Annotated in this window: 18 protein-coding genes; 13 read left to right on the top strand and 5 right to left on the bottom strand. The window is 45.9% G+C overall.

The features are described 5' to 3' along the window. Positions 1-39: 39 nt before the first annotated feature. Positions 40-546, bottom strand: coding sequence for a TAT leader-containing periplasmic protein (locus L5M51_RS10140; protein WP_263145337.1), 507 nt, complete (start codon positions 544-546; stop codon positions 40-42). Positions 547-734: 188 nt separating this feature from the next. Between L5M51_RS10140 and L5M51_RS10145 the strand changes: the two genes are divergently transcribed. From L5M51_RS10145 to L5M51_RS10155, 3 genes are all read left to right on the top strand, one after another. Continuing rightward, entirely contained in the window at positions 735-1,778 is a 1,044-nt protein-coding gene (locus tag L5M51_RS10145; protein ID WP_263172544.1) for a hydrolase, read from the top strand. Then, complete coding sequence (locus L5M51_RS10150) at positions 1,762-2,007, top strand: YheU family protein (protein WP_263172545.1); 246 nt, start codon at positions 1,762-1,764, stop codon at positions 2,005-2,007. The genes L5M51_RS10145 and L5M51_RS10150 overlap by 17 nt, the downstream gene beginning before the upstream one ends. 90 nt (positions 2,008-2,097) lie before the next feature. Beyond that, a complete protein-coding gene (locus L5M51_RS10155; protein WP_011847692.1) occupies positions 2,098-2,985 on the top strand; it encodes a phosphoribulokinase in 888 nt (295 codons plus the stop codon). A 401-nt stretch (positions 2,986-3,386) separates the two neighbouring features. Here the strand turns inward: L5M51_RS10155 and L5M51_RS10160 are convergent, their stop codons facing one another. Beyond that, positions 3,387-3,896, bottom strand: a complete 510-nt coding sequence (locus L5M51_RS10160) for a GNAT family N-acetyltransferase (RefSeq protein ID WP_263172547.1) — start codon at positions 3,894-3,896, stop codon at positions 3,387-3,389. Positions 3,897-4,085: 189 nt separating this feature from the next. Continuing rightward, positions 4,086-5,378, bottom strand: coding sequence for an aminopeptidase PepB (pepB, locus tag L5M51_RS10165; protein ID WP_113939740.1), 1,293 nt, complete (start codon positions 5,376-5,378; stop codon positions 4,086-4,088). Between the two features lie 201 nt (positions 5,379-5,579). Here pepB and sfsA point away from each other — a divergent pair, with 201 nt between their 5' ends. The 10 genes from sfsA (at position 5,580) to L5M51_RS10215 (ending at position 15,153) form a co-directional block, all read left to right on the top strand. Further along, on the top strand, positions 5,580-6,284 hold the full coding sequence (sfsA, locus tag L5M51_RS10170) for a DNA/RNA nuclease SfsA (RefSeq protein WP_263172550.1): 705 nt from the start codon (positions 5,580-5,582) through the stop codon (positions 6,282-6,284). Positions 6,285-6,447: 163 nt separating this feature from the next. Further along, positions 6,448-6,891, top strand: coding sequence for an RNA polymerase-binding protein DksA (gene dksA / locus L5M51_RS10175; RefSeq protein ID WP_006082967.1), 444 nt, complete (start codon positions 6,448-6,450; stop codon positions 6,889-6,891). Positions 6,892-7,060: 169 nt separating this feature from the next. After that, the gene (gene gluQRS, locus L5M51_RS10180) at positions 7,061-7,975 is read left to right on the top strand and encodes a tRNA glutamyl-Q(34) synthetase GluQRS (RefSeq protein WP_263172552.1); all 915 of its coding nucleotides are present in this window, start codon (positions 7,061-7,063) and stop codon (positions 7,973-7,975) included. Positions 7,976-7,994: 19 nt separating this feature from the next. Next, positions 7,995-9,536, top strand: a complete 1,542-nt coding sequence (locus L5M51_RS10185; RefSeq protein WP_173497280.1) for a polynucleotide adenylyltransferase PcnB — start codon at positions 7,995-7,997, stop codon at positions 9,534-9,536. After that, positions 9,536-10,018, top strand: coding sequence for a 2-amino-4-hydroxy-6-hydroxymethyldihydropteridine diphosphokinase (folK, locus tag L5M51_RS10190; RefSeq protein ID WP_263172553.1), 483 nt, complete (start codon positions 9,536-9,538; stop codon positions 10,016-10,018). Before L5M51_RS10185 ends, folK begins: the two co-directional genes overlap by 1 nt. Positions 10,019-10,074: 56 nt before the next feature. Then, positions 10,075-10,872 carry a 3-methyl-2-oxobutanoate hydroxymethyltransferase gene (panB, locus tag L5M51_RS10195; RefSeq protein WP_028761774.1) on the top strand — a complete coding sequence of 266 codons (798 nt, stop codon included), beginning with the start codon at positions 10,075-10,077 and terminating at the stop codon, positions 10,870-10,872. Positions 10,873-10,896: 24 nt separating this feature from the next. Further along, entirely contained in the window at positions 10,897-11,742 is an 846-nt protein-coding gene (gene panC, locus L5M51_RS10200) for a pantoate--beta-alanine ligase (RefSeq protein WP_198572881.1), read from the top strand. A 389-nt stretch (positions 11,743-12,131) separates the two neighbouring features. Beyond that, positions 12,132-12,659, top strand: a complete 528-nt coding sequence (locus tag L5M51_RS10205; RefSeq protein WP_263172556.1) for a DUF4124 domain-containing protein — start codon at positions 12,132-12,134, stop codon at positions 12,657-12,659. A gap of 554 nt (positions 12,660-13,213) precedes the next feature. After that, on the top strand, positions 13,214-13,633 hold the full coding sequence (locus tag L5M51_RS10210) for a curlin (protein ID WP_131525368.1): 420 nt from the start codon (positions 13,214-13,216) through the stop codon (positions 13,631-13,633). A gap of 14 nt (positions 13,634-13,647) precedes the next feature. Then, the gene (locus tag L5M51_RS10215; protein WP_263172558.1) at positions 13,648-15,153 is read left to right on the top strand and encodes a curlin; all 1,506 of its coding nucleotides are present in this window, start codon (positions 13,648-13,650) and stop codon (positions 15,151-15,153) included. A gap of 165 nt (positions 15,154-15,318) precedes the next feature. On the opposite strand, the gene L5M51_RS10220 is transcribed toward L5M51_RS10215, so the two are convergent. Both L5M51_RS10220 and L5M51_RS10225 read right to left on the bottom strand, forming a co-directional pair. Then, positions 15,319-15,984 carry a helix-turn-helix transcriptional regulator gene (locus L5M51_RS10220; protein ID WP_014611267.1) on the bottom strand — a complete coding sequence of 222 codons (666 nt, stop codon included), beginning with the start codon at positions 15,982-15,984 and terminating at the stop codon, positions 15,319-15,321. Positions 15,985-16,378: 394 nt separating this feature from the next. Then, positions 16,379-16,987, bottom strand: a complete 609-nt coding sequence (locus L5M51_RS10225) for a DUF2238 domain-containing protein (RefSeq protein WP_105251516.1) — start codon at positions 16,985-16,987, stop codon at positions 16,379-16,381. Positions 16,988-17,081 lie beyond the last annotated feature (94 nt).

Below are 17,081 nucleotides of genomic sequence, written 5' to 3' on the forward strand. Positions count from 1 at the left end.
CTTATTATTCGGCGTTTGATTAGGTTAAAAATGGACTCGCTATTTGAACAGTTCAGGCTTGGCATAATGCAAGCGGCTCCAGTGCTCAGGACAAGCGTAGTAACTTGCCATCACTAATTCGCGCAATCCGAGATAAGCCGTTTGTAACAAAGCAAAATAACTGTGGCGCCAAGTTTCTAACATATCAGTTAACTCGGCGGGAGAGCGCATCAATAGCGGTGTCATGCTCGAGGTGAGTACTAGTAAACCAAGACGATTTTCGAGCATATCGAGCAGCTCAAACAATTCGGTCTGCTGCTCATCGGGTAACACAGCAATCGACTGTTTGATGGCATCTAAAGTGCGGTTTTGCGCCGCCAACTTATGGATGGCCACATCAGGCAAGGCGCCGTCGAGCATCACAGGCAAAAGCACGCTAAACAACAAACGATAATCTTTGCCTTCGCTATCCTCGGGCAAACTAAACTCAGGAGAATAGAGATTAACCCCTAAGGCTAACGCCGCCGTACCGGCAAACGCGCCCACTATAAAGGTTCGTCGCTTCATCTCTATCTCCTAATTATCAACCTAAATGTCGGCCTAAATATCAGCATAAAAAACAATTGTGCTACAATGGCCGCGAGTTTATACCCAAGCGACCTCAAAATACGAATTTCAGCATTTTGAGTTGGTTTGGGTATAAATTAAACACACGTTTTAATTTTCAGCAATAGCCGATACCAAGATAAACATCTATGCCAAATTCCTTTATGCCACCTTGGTGGGCCAAGAGTCCCCATATACAAACGATTTTACCCGTATTCACTAAAGTGGCCAAACCAGCATTACAGCGGCAGCGCTTAGAGTTACCCGATGGCGATTTTATCGATTTAGATTGGCAGGATGTTCCACAGTCTGGCAAACCGATCATGGTGATCATCCACGGTTTAGAAGGGAGTGCTCAGTCCCATTATGCGAGGCGGATACTGCAAGCCTGTAAAGAACAGCAACTCGCAGCCGTCGTGCACCATCACAGAAGTTGTTCGTGTGAGGCCAATCGCCTCGCCCGCAGTTATCACAGTGGTGACACGGACGATTTACAGTTTAGTCTATCGACACTGAAAAGCGCGTATCCGCAATCGCCCTTATTAGCCGTAGGTTACAGTTTAGGCGGCAATGTACTGACTAAGTATCAGGGCGAATATCAGGATGACAGTTTATTAGCTCGCGCAGTGGTTGTCTCTGCGCCGCTGCAATTGTCCGCCTGTGCTAAACGCTTGGAAAATGGCTTTTCGAAGGTGTATCAAAGCTATTTAATCAAACAGTTGCAGCAAAAAATCAGCCATAAACTGAATGATCCCGACTTAGCCATCTCTATGCCGCTAAGCCAGTTACAGGTAGACCGTTTAAATACCTTCTATGATTTTGACGATAAAGTCACAGCGCCATTACACGGCTTTGACGGCGTAGACGATTACTATACGCGTGCCAGTGGCTTACCCTTTGTCAGCCGCATAACTAAACCGACGCTCATCATACATGCTAAGGACGATCCCTTTATGACCGATGAAGTGATCCCCCAATCAAGTCAATTGTCGGGATATGTGGAATACGAACTGCATCCCTATGGCGGCCATGTCGGCTTTATTGAAGGCGGTACACCTTGGAAACCGCGCTTCTACCTTGAGCGACGGATTTTACACTTTTTACTAGGCGATCAAAGTGTTCACTCGCTTACTGCAGACCCAATCAACGGCGACAATATTACCCAAGGAAACACCGATGCTCATTCCCTATGAAACCCTGTTACAACTCCCCAAGGAAACGCTCGCCAATCTGATCCGCGAATATCTCTTCGGTCAAGTGGAGGATGGCAGCTTTGCCAGTCTCGATGAACAGGAGCTTGCTCAGGCGATAGTCCAATGTCAACAAGCACTTAAGCAAGGTAAGTTGAAATTAGAGTACAGTGAAGACGATGAATCCTTCGCCATACGTTCAGCGGAACAAATAGCACAGCAGCAAGATTGACCAGTCCTACCTCTGTACCGTATAAATAGTACTCGCGTTTTTATCGCTTACCCATAAGCGGCTCTTTTGGTTCCTAGCTAGGTAGAAAAAATGTCAGCAAAACATCCCATTATTGCAGTTACAGGCTCATCAGGCGCGGGAACCACCACCACCACCACCGCCTTTAGCCATATTTTTCGCCAACTCGGGATCAACGCCGCCTTTGTCGAAGGCGACAGTTTTCATCATTTTACCCGCGCCGAAATGGAAGTCATGATCCGCAAATCCCAAGCTGAAAACCGCAATCTTAGCTATTTTGGCCCAGAGGCTAATAACTTTGCTCGTTTAGAACAATGCTTTCGCGATTACAGCACCACAGGCCAAGGTGAAACCCGCAGCTATTTACACACCTTCGATGAGGCAGTGCCTTTTAACCAAATGCCCGGCACTTTTACCCAATGGCGACCACTACCTGAAAATACCGATATGCTCTACTACGAAGGCTTACATGGCGGCGTAGTTACTGGTGATGCCAATGTCGCCCAGCATGTGGACTTGCTGATCGGCATGGTCCCCATAGTCAACTTAGAGTGGATCCAAAAAATTATCCGCGATACTTCGGAGCGTGGTCACAGCCGTGAAAAAGTCATGGGCTCGATTGTGCGCAGTATGGACGACTATATTAAGCACATGACGCCACAGTTCTCCCGCACTCACATTAACTTTCAGCGAGTACCGACGGTCGATACCTCTAACCCATTTAGTGCCAAAGATATTCCGAGCTTAGATGAGAGCTTTGTGGTGATCCGCTTCCGCGGTATCAATAATGTCGACTTCCCCTATTACCTCAATATGATCCAAGGTTCATTTATGTCACGGGTCAACACACTCGTCGTCCCCGGCGGCAAAATGTCGCTGGCGATGGAGCTGATCCTCACGCCTTTGATTAAAGATTTGATGGAAAAACGTCAGCAACTTAATACCCCAGAAGCGAACTGAAACCTTGAGGATTTGTGGGCAATTTTGACTAAAGGCTAAGGAAATAAAGTCTTTTTTTGCAATGGATTAAGTTTTATTTAAGCCACTAGCGCTAATCTTGTCGGCATCGGGATTTCAGGCGAAAGAACGATAGTTGGCATACTCTTGGGAGTTAATTCCCCCATCTTGATCTGTTGATTTCCTTGAGTATGTCAGCAACCTGTTAACGTAACTTTAAGTCTTCAGAGTTAATTCCACATCCATACTTGATCTGTCGATTTCCTTGAGTATGTCAGCAACCTTTTTAACGAAACTATATAAGTTAATTCCGCATCCATGCTTGATCTATTGATTCCCTTTAGTATGTCAGCAACCTCTGATGAATAGCTAACTCCATACCAGTGCTTGAGCCAATATGCATTTTAAACTGATTTTCTGCGCACGAGATTCTTGTACATCACCATGCACTCTAAGGCTATGCCTCTGGGCGAACAGTAAATAGATTCCTCCTCTAACCCCTCACCACCAAAACCACAGTGGCGATAGAAATCCACCGCATTTAAAGTTGATTCTAATCTGAGCTGGGCAATCCCCTGATTAAAAGCCATAGTTTCAATAAATTGCAGCAGCACTTTACCGACACCTAACCCCATAGCATCGGGGGAAACAAACAAGGCTTCTAACTGGGCATAGGGTTCATCCAACATGGCAGTGCCGACCACAGTCTTAAGCTGCGACTCGTCAGAGGACAACTCTGCCACATAAAAATGTGCATCGACGATACGACTAAATTGCTCGGTCAGTTCGCCTTCGGTCCAAATAATCAGATCGCCCGCATCATAAAATCCAGCGCAACCTTTATTGATGGCAGCATTGCGGATATCCCAGCAGGCCTGAGCATCCGCTTTCGTTGCTTTTCGTATCGTTATCATCATGTTTCCCGATTAAAAATGCTCAGCCATAACATGCCATGAAGCCGCTAAAACGCCAAATAAACGAGTGATCTCATCTTTCAACCAATAAAAAACCGCCCGTAGGCGGTTTAATCAAAGCTACAGAACCTTAATGGATCTTTAGCTAACATATCTGATTTAGTCTTAGCGCTAGGCTTAAATCTAGGCTTAGCCTTTAATCAATTCACTAATAGTCAATACGCCATGGGTCGTTGCACCCGCGCCCCACATGGCAGAAGCTGAATCTTCAAAAGCGCCCGCTAAATCAACGTGTAACCATTTAGCTTCGGGTGACACGAAACGCCATAAGAAACCAGCAGCATTAGAAGCACCACCTGCACCACCGCCTTTCATTGCGCGGCTGTTGGCGGTGTCAGCATAGGCAGATGGACACATTTCTTTGTGCCAAGGATCCAGCGGCAGCGGCCATACGCGCTCGGCAACGCTAGTGGCTTTTTGCTGGGCCAGTTGCAACACATCCGCCTGTGGCGAGAAAATCGCGTTGTAGTTAGAACCCACCGCCATCACAGCGGCGCCTGTAAGGGTCGCTGCATCGATAATAAAAGGTGCGCCTGTAGCAGATGCAGCTTGTAGGCCATCGGCCAACACTAAGCGCCCTTCCGCATCTGTGTTCACCACTTCAACTGTTACACCATTTTTGTAGGTCAGAATATCACCTAACTTATAGGCGCGACCGCTGATCAAGTTTTCAGCACAACATAAAAAGAGTTTAACGCGTTTGTTGAGGCCAGACTTGATCGCTAAACCAAGTGCTGCAGTCACAGTCGCCGCGCCGCCCATATCGCATTTCATGCCTAACATGCCTTCAGAAGCTTTGATGCTGTAGCCGCCAGAATCAAAGGTTATCCCTTTACCCACAAGCGCCACAGACACAGGTGCATCGGCGGCTAATGGGTTGAAGTCTAACTCTAACATTGCCGGTGGACGCTCACTGCCGCGACCGACGGCATGGATACCAATCCACTGTTCTTCAAGCAGCGCTTCACCTTCGATAATCCGATAACTCACCTTGTCGCCACCAACCTCAGCCAACCATTTTGCGGCTTGCTGGGCGAGTTTCACTGGCGACAGGTTCTCAGGCGTATCGTTGATCAGTTGACGGGCAAAAGTCGCCACATCGAGTCGACGTTGCAATTCTGCTTGCACAGACTCATCACCACACCAATGGATTTGATAGCCTGGTTTTGCCGTCGCGAAACCTTGGGCAAATACCCATTGGCTATTGAGATCCCAAAACTGCCCAGCTAATTCCACACTGCTAATGCCTTGACTGCGCAGTTTACGGGCCGCCATTTGAATTTGACGCAGCTCATCGCCACCCGCTAAATGAATTTGCGCACCGTCGGCAGTATAAGTCACATCAGCCTTGCCCCAGTGCGCGGCGGGTGCTTCTTTGGTTAATTGCACTTTCATCAATTCAGTTACTTTTAGTTCACTCATTAGGGATCCTTATTTTTCGATTCGTTTTAGAATAATCAATCAGAACAATCAATCAGCAATCAGAACAAACTTTATGGCGGCAGTTTACTGCTAGCAGGCGATGACGCAAAGCGATTGGCTGAAGTTACTCAGGTAAAATCTGTAAACATTTGCGAAATTTGCTAGGCTTTGCGACCTAGAACAGCCGAGATAGGTCTACCGATGGAATTTACTCCGCCACTACAACAGGGCATTTTATTGCGCCGCTATAAGCGTTTTCTGGCCGATGTGCAGCTAAGCGATGGCAGTGAGATCACCCTACATTGCCCCAATACCGGCTCTATGCGTAATTGCCTGTATCCCGGTGAAACCGTATGGTTTTCTACCTCTGATAACCCTAAACGTAAGTACGCCCATACATGGGAACTGATGACCACGCCAGATGCTGGCTTAATCGGGATCCACTCGGGTCAGGCGAACACCTTAGCCGAAGAAGCCATCAATAAAGGTATCATCAAGGAACTCACGGGTTATGATAGCCTCAGCCGTGAAGTCAAATACGGTGATGAAAATAGTCGCATCGATATCCTGCTACAGGGTGCTCAAAAACCCGCCTGTTATATAGAAGTCAAAAGTTGTACTTTGCTCGAGGATGGCCAAGGTTATTTTCCTGATGCTGTGAGCTTACGCGGTCAAAAACATTTACGTGAATTGATGCACATGGTGAGTCAAGGCCACAGAGCAGTATTGCTATTTGTGGTGCAGCACAGTGAAATATTCAGTGTTGCCCCCGCAGCACATATCGACCCTGAATATGCTAAGTTACTGAAAATGGCTGTGTTAGCCGGCGTTGAAGTGCTAGCCTATCGCTGTGAAATGTCCCCGACTGAGATTCACCTAGCCCAAGCCTGCGATGTACGAGTATGATGTTAAGGCTGAGTTAAATTTGATTTCATTTGAATTAGCGAACATAGTCAAAAAATTCAATCAAAGCAGAATGAAAAGTTTGCCTCGATGTGAAGATTCTGCTATAGATAGCGGCCGTTCTTAAGGACGCCCTACAAACGCAAATGATTACAGGAGATGCGTTATGCCTGAAGGCACCAAAAAACTTGGCGTACTCGCTATCGCAGGTGTAAATCCTTACCAGGAAAAGCCGGGTGAGGAGTATATGAACGCTAAGCAACTGGGTCACTTCAAGACAATTCTTGAAGCTTGGCGCAATCAGTTGCGTGAAGAGGTCGACCGTACTCTTAGCCACATGCAGGACGAAGCCGCAAACTTTCCCGATCCTGTTGACCGTGCAGCACAAGAAGAAGAGTTCAGCCTCGAACTTCGTGCTCGCGATAGAGAACGTAAGCTGATCAAAAAAATCGAAAAAACACTGCAAAAAATTGAAGAAGACGATTTCGGCTTCTGTGATTCTTGCGGTATCGAAATCGGCATCCGCCGTCTCGAAGCGCGTCCAACAGCCGATCAATGCATCGACTGTAAAACGCTTGCAGAGATCAAAGAGAAACAAATGGCTGGTTAATCAAGCATACTGGGCGGGGATTTCCCCGCCTATTTGTTTCTAGCAACTCGTAATCTCGACGAGCTTAAGCCAAGCTCACTCCAATTTACCCCGATTCGCTTTTCTCTTAGCATCCCTCTAAAATACATCCACTTTTACCGTCGCGACTTTAAAACACCATCTAGTTGTTATGTCAAAGCCATTACATTCCGATTTATCCAGCCAGCCCTATGTCGGCCGCTTTGCGCCTTCGCCTTCGGGTGCCTTGCACTTTGGCTCGCTTATCGCCGCCCTTGGCAGCTATCTCCGCGCCCGCTCGCTACAGGGTAAATGGCTAATTCGCATCGAAGATATAGACCCACCGCGGGAAGTCAAAGGCGCCGCCGATGATATCTTACGCACCTTAGAAGCCTATGGATTTGAGTGGGATGATGTGCCTCTGTATCAAAGCCAGCGCACAGCGGCTTATCAAGCGCAAATTGACTCGCTGCTCGCCCAAGATAAAGCCTATTTTTGCCAATGTAGTCGCAAGCAAATTCAAGCCATGGGCGGCGTCTACGATGGCCGCTGCCACCGATTGCCACAAACCCAGTCTGCAAATCTTGTTAGGTCGGGTGCGGTGCGAATCGTCAACACGGCGCAAGTGCAAGAATTTGATGACAATCTAATGGGCCATATTTGCGTTGATAGCCATTTTGCCGCAGAGGATTTCATCATCAAACGCAGTGATGATCTGTACGCCTATCAACTGGCCGTGGTACTCGACGATGCTTATCAAGGGATCACCGAAGTGGTTCGAGGCTGCGACTTAATCGAGGCCAGTTGTCGCCAACTGAGTTTGTATCAAAGCTTTGGTTTAGCCACACCGCAATGGCTGCACTTGCCACTCGCCTGCATAAGTAAAGGCTTTAAGCTCTCAAAACAGAATCATGCACAGGCAATTGATACACTTAATCCACAGGCGAGCCTCAATGCGGCACTGACATTTTTAGGCCAACCCCCCGTCGAAACCCGCGGCTCTGTGGCGCAAATGCTCGCTCAAGCCGTGGATCAGTTTCAATTATCCACTATACCGCAACAATCTGAGATACTGATCGAGCCCTGATATACTCATTAGGCCGCATTTGGTATATGATAGCCGCCAGATTTTTAATCAAATAACAGATCATATTTCGAGGTGTCCCATTTTTCGCCGTATCAGCCAATTCTGCAAACAGCTATTTGAAGACGCGCCTAAAACGACCGCTCCGACTCCAGCTCAGATTGAACCAACAACACCTGAACAAAGTTCCGGTGCTTTGAGTTTAGAGTTAGTACCAAGAGATGCCCATACCATCTCGCGCAAACAAATCAGCGAGAATGCCCTTAAGGTATTATACAGACTGAATAAATCTGGCTTTAAAGCCTATTTAGTCGGCGGCGGTGTACGCGATTTACTCTTAGGGATTGAACCGAAAGATTTCGACATAGTGACCAATGCAACACCGGAAGAAATCAAAAAATTATTCCGTAATTGCCGTGTTGTCGGTCGCCGTTTCCGCTTAGCGCACATTGTTTTCGGTCGCGATGTGATTGAAGTCGCCACCTTCCGCGGTCACCACGGCGAGAGTAATGAGAAAGTCTCTAAAGCCAATGCCGAAGGGCGTTTGCTGCGCGATAACGTCTATGGCGAAATCGATGAAGATGCCGAGCGCCGCGACTTTACCGTCAATGCCCTCTATTACGATATCAGCGATTACTCGATCCGCAGCTACGGCGGCGGTATGGCCGATCTCAAAGCGGGCACCCTAAGATTAATCGGCGATCCTGAAACCCGTTACCGCGAAGATCCCGTGCGTATGTTAAGGGCGGTGCGTTTCGCCACTAAGCTCAACATGGGTATCGAAACCGTCACAGCCGCACCGATTAAACAATTAGCGCCGCTGCTCAAAGATATTCCGGCAGCACGCATGTACGAAGAAGTGTTAAAACTCTTCTTTGCAGGCAAAGCCTTAGCCAACTTCGAATTAATGCAAGAATACAAGCTATTTGCACCGCTGTTTCCGCAAGTGGCCGCTCTGCTAAAAGATGATCCTAAAGGTACGACCATGAAAATGGTGCAAGCCATCATGAAGAGCACAGATCAAAGAGTTAACGAAGATAAGCCGGTCACACCTTCATTCTTCTATGCTGCGCTTCTCTGGTATCCACTGCGTCAACGCGCCGAAGATATTGCCGTTGAAAGTGGCCTGACGTTATATGATGCCTTCTTTGCCGCCATGGGCGATGTGATGGAGCAGCAATGCCAAACCATTAGCATTCCACGCCGTTTTAGTACGCCAGCAAAAGACATTTGGCAGTTACAGTTACGCTTTGATCGTAGCCAAGGCACTCGCGCCTTTAAACTAATGGAACACCCTAAGTTTAGAGCTGCATACGATTTACTCTTACTCAGGGGCGAAGTCGAAGCGGGTAATGTCGCTAAAAGTGCCGCTTGGTGGCAACAATTTGTCGAAGCCGATGAAACAGAACGTTTAGCTATAGCGCGTAGCGGCAGTAAATCGCCAAACCGTAACCGTAATGCCACCCAACGTCGTCGCCGTCCTCGTGCACCGAATGCCGATGGTTCAGCGCCGACGAGCGCACCTAAAGCGAGTGGCACACCTAAAGTTAAAACGGCTGAATAATGCCCCGTGTCTACGTCGCATTAGGCGCAAATCTTGAAGATCCCAAGGCGCAATTAGACAATGCCGTGACGGCATTGTCCACCTTAGGCAATAGTCTCGTCGTTTCTCCCTATTACCATTCGACGCCCATGGGCGATGTCGTGCAACCCGATTATGTTAATGCGGTAGCGAGTTTCGATACTGATCTTGCGCCATTAGCTTTACTCGATGCACTGCAGCATATCGAAAACACCCAAGGACGAGTCCGCCTAGAGCGTTGGGGGCCTAGAACCTTAGATCTCGATTTACTCTTGTATGGTAATGAGAACATTGACATTCCTAGACTCAAAGTGCCCCACTACGGCATGAAAACGCGCAGCTTTGTACTCGTGCCTTTAGCCTCAATTGCACCGGATCTGATTCTGCCGTGCAACACTGCCATCGACAGTCTTATCGATACAAAAATGTTGGCCGAGTTACAACAACTGGGCATTGATCATTGAAGTCCGTCCTCAGTTAGCTTATAACACCACTTCTATTTGGTTTGAAGATCATCCATATGTCTAAAATTACTAGCTCAACCCTGTTGAAATACAAACAGGAAGGTAGAAAATTCACGGCACTGACAGCCTATGATGCCAGTTTTGCCAGCGCGTTCGATAGCGAAGGTGTCGATGTGCTGCTGGTCGGCGATTCTTTGGGAATGGTTCTCCAAGGCCATGACGATACCCTGCCCGTCACTACAGCAGAAATCGCTTACCATACTCGCTGTGTTCGTCGCGGTATCGAACGTGCGCTGCTGATCGCCGATATGCCCTTTATGAGTTACGCCACGCCAGAACAAGCCATGGTCAACGCCACTGAGTTAATGCAAGCTGGCGCGAACATGGTCAAAGTCGAAGGCGGCCACTGGTTACTCGAAACCGTCACTAAGCTCACCGAACGCGGTATTCCTGTATGTGCCCACTTAGGCTTAACGCCTCAGTCGGTTCATGTGTTTGGTGGTTTTAAAGTGCAAGGCCGCGATGCCGAAAATGCCCAGCGCATCCTCGACGAAGCTAAGGCTTTAGAAGCCGCGGGGGCTCAACTACTCGTAGTGGAATGTATCCCTGCGCCTCTCGCTGCGGCGATCACTCAAGCCTTAACGATTCCAGTCATTGGAATTGGCGCAGGCGCATCGACCGACGGCCAAATATTGGTGATGCATGATGTGTTAGGTATTTCAAGTGGTTACATTCCACGTTTCTCGAAAAACTACCTAAAACAAACCGGTGAAATTCGTTCTGCGGTACGTGCTTATATCGACGAAGTTGCCCAAGGAACTTTTCCTGGCGAAGAACACACTTTTAACAAATAACAGATTTATGCAAGGTAAGGCTCAATGATCACTAGCGCCCATATTGATGATATTCGCACTCAAGTGCGTGCATGGCGTGCCAAGGGCGAAACTGTCGCCTTTGTGCCGACCATGGGCAATCTCCATCGGGGACACATCACCTTAGTGAAAGAAGCGGCTAAACGTTGTGATCATGTGGTGGTATCGATTTTCGTCAATCCAATGCAGTTTGGCCAGAACGAAGATCTCGATGCCTACCCACGCACACTCGCCGCCGACAGTGAAGCCCTCACCGCCGCTGGCGCTGAGTTGCTGTTTACCCCAACGCCAGCCGTGATGTATCCCAAGGGCTTAGCGCAACAAACCTATGTTGAAGTGCCAGGTATTTCAGATCTGCTCTGCGGCGCTAGCCGTCCGGGGCATTTTCGAGGCGTTGCGACTATCGTCTGTAAACTATTCAACATAGTACAGCCCGATGTGGCACTCTTTGGCAATAAAGACTATCAACAGCTATTAGTCATTGAAACTATGGTTGAAGACTTGTCATTACCGATTGAGATTATCGGTGTTGATACCATACGTGAGGACTCAGGTTTAGCCATGAGTTCGCGCAATAGTTATCTCACCGCCGCAGAAAAAGCCGCTGCACCAGCATTAAAACAGGCGATAGATGCTATGGCTGCAGGGATCAAACAAGGTCAGAGTGTTGATGCTGTCACCGAGCAAGCGAAAATCAGTTTAGTGGCTGCGGGCTTTACGCCGGATTATCTGGAAATTCGTCATGCCCACACGCTTGAGAAAGCGCAGAGCCAAGACCAAACCTTAGTCATTTTGGCCGCCGCCTATATAGGTAAAGCGCGACTTATCGACAACTTAAGGTTCGATCGCTAATCTCTTAAGCGTTATCAATAAATAAAAAGGAGCACTCGCTCCTTTTTATTTACCCAATGCTCGACCAGAAGCTATTTTCTTCTTTAGAATCAATCCAAGCGCCAAAAATTTGAAGCGTCAAAAAACTGGTTTTATCCCTAAATTTACGCCATAGTATGATGCAGATGTTAATTTAAGGTAAATGATTAGCAGCAGACATTGACGAGTGAATTTGACCTTCTAATGATGCATGGCTAATCCTTTAATTTATTGGGCTTAACAGCCAGTTAAGCCTAATAAAAGCAGTTATAAAGGCATAATAATGTAAACGTCATAATCATTATTTATCATGCTTAATCAAACAATTAAATCATAATAGCTATGCAAGTGTACAAAGGATTTGTGGCCTCATGGCAAGACTGATACTCACCCTAATTTGTGTTATTTTGCCCACTGCAATACAGGCAAATACTATTTATAAATGCCGTAAAGATGACAAAATTGTCTTTAGCCAAACCGCTTGTCCGCAGGAATTTAGCCAACATAAAATCGAATACCAGTTAGGGATAACGACTGAAGTAGACTCTGATAAAAGAGACATTCCTGTCGATCCCTTACACACTCTACTGAATAGCCGAACCATTTCTAAAGAAAAATTATTGCAGTTACTCGACGGCGAAATATATCGTCTTAAGCAGGAAAATAGCTATTTTGAAATTCTGCGCGCCAGTGAATTGCAGAAATTAGAACGTAAGCGTTATTGGCAAAATAAAGAGAAAACCGATCCTGAATACATTAACGAAATGGACGATATCAATAATCGCTTCAATGCGTTAACTGTGAGTAATAACAGTGCGATGCAACAACTGGAAGACCGTAAAAGCCAAATCAGTACCGAAGCATTCCATGAAGAGTTAAAAAAACCAGAAAAGCACTGATCTCGCATAAGACAGTAGTATTAATCTTTTCTCTACCCCGTTAAGGAATTCAATCATAATAATGGTTAATTTTCCGCTCACAGTAATGTCCCTTTGTTTAACCTAGGATTCATTACCGCAATGACAAGAAGCCTGTTGTTACAAACAGGGTAAATGACATAGGTTGCTACAGTTAATTAAACTCCTCAGCAGTTTCTCACAGGCACAAACGCGTACTTTTTTTATCAAGAAAATGCAAACGCGATAGTCAATGTATTTCCCTTCACTTGTTATTGCATTGTTTAAAAATTAAATACTCTCTTCACAACAAATACGACTTAACTACTAGGACAACTAGACTAGACCCCTTAAATAAAAACACGTCAATAAACATATAAAATCTATTTAATCAATACGATATTAATACAGCCATCATTTACCTTCCGTTAATCCTTTCTAGAATAAATACCCGTTTGGCCAATTGCGACATATTAACGGGACTCGTATCTTCAGGTCTGAATTTGGGATGCAAGTTGCTTTAAGCAGCCCAAGATATTTGATGCAAGGAGTCACCCGTGCCAAATACCTCTATACGCTTTTTGGTGCCGCTGATCTTGCTCTGTAGTTGTATGACTTCAGCACAAGAGCTGAATGTCAACGAGTTACCCGTAACCCTTCAGGCATTACTGGAACGTTCCGGTCGCGATAACCTTATCGAGCTGGTTCAACAAGGCACTGCCAACCAAGGATTACTGTTCCAGTCAGGCAGCGATAACAAGGCCGATGTAACACAAGTGGGCAATGATAACGATGCGCTAATCACACAGATTGGTTCAAACAATGAAGTCCAGCTACTGCAAGTCGGCGGTCAAAATACGGCTTCAGTGACACAAATTGGCAATGACAATCTCGTGCAACTGAACCAACTAGGAAGCGGCAACTTTTCGATTCAACAGATTGCGGACGGTGCTGCAATCTCAATAACTCAATATTAAACAGGGAGCGTCACATGAAATCACAAGCTAAAAAATCACTTATTGCTTTGGCCATTGCAACAGGTTTAAGCGGTCAAGCTTTTGCTGCCAGTACAGTGAGCGAAATTAGCGTAGTACAGTCAGGCCAAGCCCAAGACACTTTAGTCTCACAAACGGGTGGCCTTAACGCTGCTGCGGTTGTGCAAACAGGTACAGATCAAACCGCAACTGTCATCCAAGACGGTGTGTGGCATGAAGCGGCTATTAATTCAACGGGTGATGATAACAAGGTCCAAATAACGCAACAAGTTGACTGGCATGTGGCAAGTGCAAATGTTGTAGGTGACAACAACAATGTAAATGTGTCGCAAGATGGTTTCTTTAACCAAAGCAGTAGCGATGTTACTGGCAACGATAACACGGTATTCGTTAACCAATTAGGCGAAGTCAACGAAAGCCAAGTTGAAATCACTGGCGCTGAAAACAGCGTGTTTGTTGAGCAAGAAGGCGACGCAAACTTTGCAGTTTTTCGCGTTGAAGGCAGCAACAACGACGGTAAAATCACACAAATCGGTGACAACAACCAAGCAGGTTTAATCGCTCTCGACTTAACCGCTAACGTGGGTAACAACAACGACGTTTCTGTTAATCAAGCGGGTAACAATAACTTTGGCGCAGCGAAAGGTATTGCAGGTAATGACAACACAGTAGACATGGTCCAAAAAGGTGATAACCATGTTGGCTTCGTTTACGCACTGGCCGGCAGCGACAACGATATTTCAATGGATCAAAAAGGTAACGGCAACACGGCTTATCTTGCTATGACTACGGGTGATGACAACAGTGTCGATATTACCCAAAATGGCAGCGGCAACACTATCGGTGATACTTTAGTGGCAGATATCCAAGGTGATGATAACGATATTACTATCACTCAAAAAGGCGATGTCAACGGTGCGGAGTTCCAAGTATGGGGCGATAGCAACGACGTTGACTTGAAACAAAAAGGCGATGCGAACTTCGCAACCTTTGGTGCATACGGTACAGATAATGACTTCGATTTATCTTCTAAAGGCGATAACAACGAAATCATTGCCTTTGCTGATGGTGAAGATAACAGTATTGAAGTTAGCCAAGAAGGCGATGAGAACTTTGCTTATGTAGATGCCGTGGGTAGCGATAACGAAGTTGATGTTGAGCAAGATGGCGCTGAGAACGAAACATTGATTTCTGTTGCTGGCAACAACAATGCCGATGTCAGCGCACTTCAAAGTGGCGATCTTAACGTTATTGACCTGATTATTGAAGGTGATGAAAACACCGCGCAAATTACTCAATCAGGAAACGGTAACTGGGTAGGCGGCGATAACGACACTTCATTTGCTTCAAATTCATTTGGCGTTAGCGGTGACAATAACAGCCTGTCAATCACTCAAACGGGTAATGACAACTTAGTGTTAGGTTCTCAAGCGGGCACTAACAACAGCATCAACGTGAACCAATCAGGCAATATGAACGTTGCCACTGTAGTGCAATACTAATCAATACTGTTAAACCACCACAGCTAAACTCTTTGGTGGTTTATAAAATGGGTGTTAAACAAAAAGCGGGAATGTTTAAATAAACATTCCCGCTTTTCTATGTTGATATGCCAGCAATCATTAACCACTCACAGCGAAAAGCTAACGACCAATATCTTTAACTGACTAACTGCACAGCTCAAAGTGAGTTTGATAGGTTTGCGCCCAACGTAAAAGCTCAACCCGATTACGAGACTGTGTCTTGCGGAAAATAGAAGAAATATGCGCCTTCACTGTATGTTCGCTGATACATAACCTATGAGCGATTTCTTTATTCCTCGCACCACTCGATACGAATTGAATGATAGTGCGTTCACGGGATGTCAGCATCTGCAGCATAGCTACAGTATCAGAGGGCATCTCATTATTACCTTCTAACTTTTGTACGACACGGCGAAACATTTTGCTTAGCAAAGTTCTATCGTACCAAAGTTCCTCTGCCACCATTTTACGTAAACCCGTTAACATCAGATCCATACGTTGATCGGCAAATAAAATACCTCGAATGCCGAGCAACATTGCAGATTCTTGGTCTAAGGAGTCTCGCTCAACTTGATACAGCGCCACAGGAAAATGTGACACTAATCGCGAAGCTAACAGAGGTATCCCTTTGTTATCTAATGCTGAACCTTTTTGGGTGATCAGATAAAAACTACGGCGACTCTTGTCTAAATCCAGTTCTGCCGCATGCTTTACTATACGCGTTTTCAAACCTATGGATTCAGCGAGTAACGCTAAATGACATGGCGCGGCCATTTGGTGTAAAAAAACCAATTCATTAATTGTGCTCAATGACTCTCCTCCCTGAAAAGTATTCTCTATTGCAAAATGGTATGTTTGACTCGTCTTTTTAGTTAGATTTTTCAACATTCCATTAACCTAGTTAATTCTGACTAGTTAACGATTGAAAAACATCACCCAAATGTACTATTCCCTGTTTAATGCTAGTAGGTTCGACTAACTCACCACAATAAAATGGAATAACAGTCAAAAATACCGTTTTACTTGGCCAACGCCCAGCACCTAATACTTTCCAACTATGACGTTATCAATCCAAAGTTGCAACACAAAGAAAACACAATAACAACACTAAAGTATGACAACTCAATGTCATCACACTCACACCATATATTTCAGGGAAAAAAGTCTTACAACTCAAACAGAGAGCATCACCCACTTTTAGCCGCTAAATCCTCTGCTTGAGTCTCGCGATTTGTTTATCTTGAAAACGAGACAGTAAAGCTAACGCGACAATAGCACCAATGAGGGCAAGAAACATGTCAGATTGGGTATCCCATACATAGCCTTGAGTCCCTAAAAAGGCTTCAGCCCCTTCGCCAGTTGCCACGGCAACCCACCATTCGATCAGTTCATAAAACGCCGAAAAAGCGAGTACAAAACAAGTGGCAAGAAACGCACACCAAGCCCCAGGTTTAACAGCTTGATTACGCAACATAATTTCACGGGCGAGCATGGCTGGGATAAAACCTTGCGCAAAATGACCCACTTTATCGTAATTATTACGTTCTGAACCCATCCAATCGGCAATCGTGTCGAATAACGGCACTTCAGCGTAAGTATAATGAGCACCTACAAACAACACACAGCAGTGTATTAAGACGAGAAAATATACTAAAGGTGTCAGTGGAAAACGTTTGCGAGTAAAGAATAAAATCGGTACAGCAATCAATGCAGGCAAGGCTTCGAGCCACCACGTGAAAGGATCTGCGGGTTTTATCGCCGACCACACCAAAACTGAGAGGTAAATACCGCACCATGCGATTTTGTTATTCAATGTTTCTTCCTCTTATGCGATATTGTTCTAAATTTAGAATATTAACTTTAGCCATCTAGCCCTCCACACTGAGCAAAAAAAGTGCTACTTTGGT

Origin of the sequence: Shewanella sp. SM73, from assembly GCF_025653795.1 — a bacterium.
Taxonomy (GTDB): Bacteria; Pseudomonadota; Gammaproteobacteria; order Enterobacterales; family Shewanellaceae; genus Shewanella; species Shewanella oncorhynchi.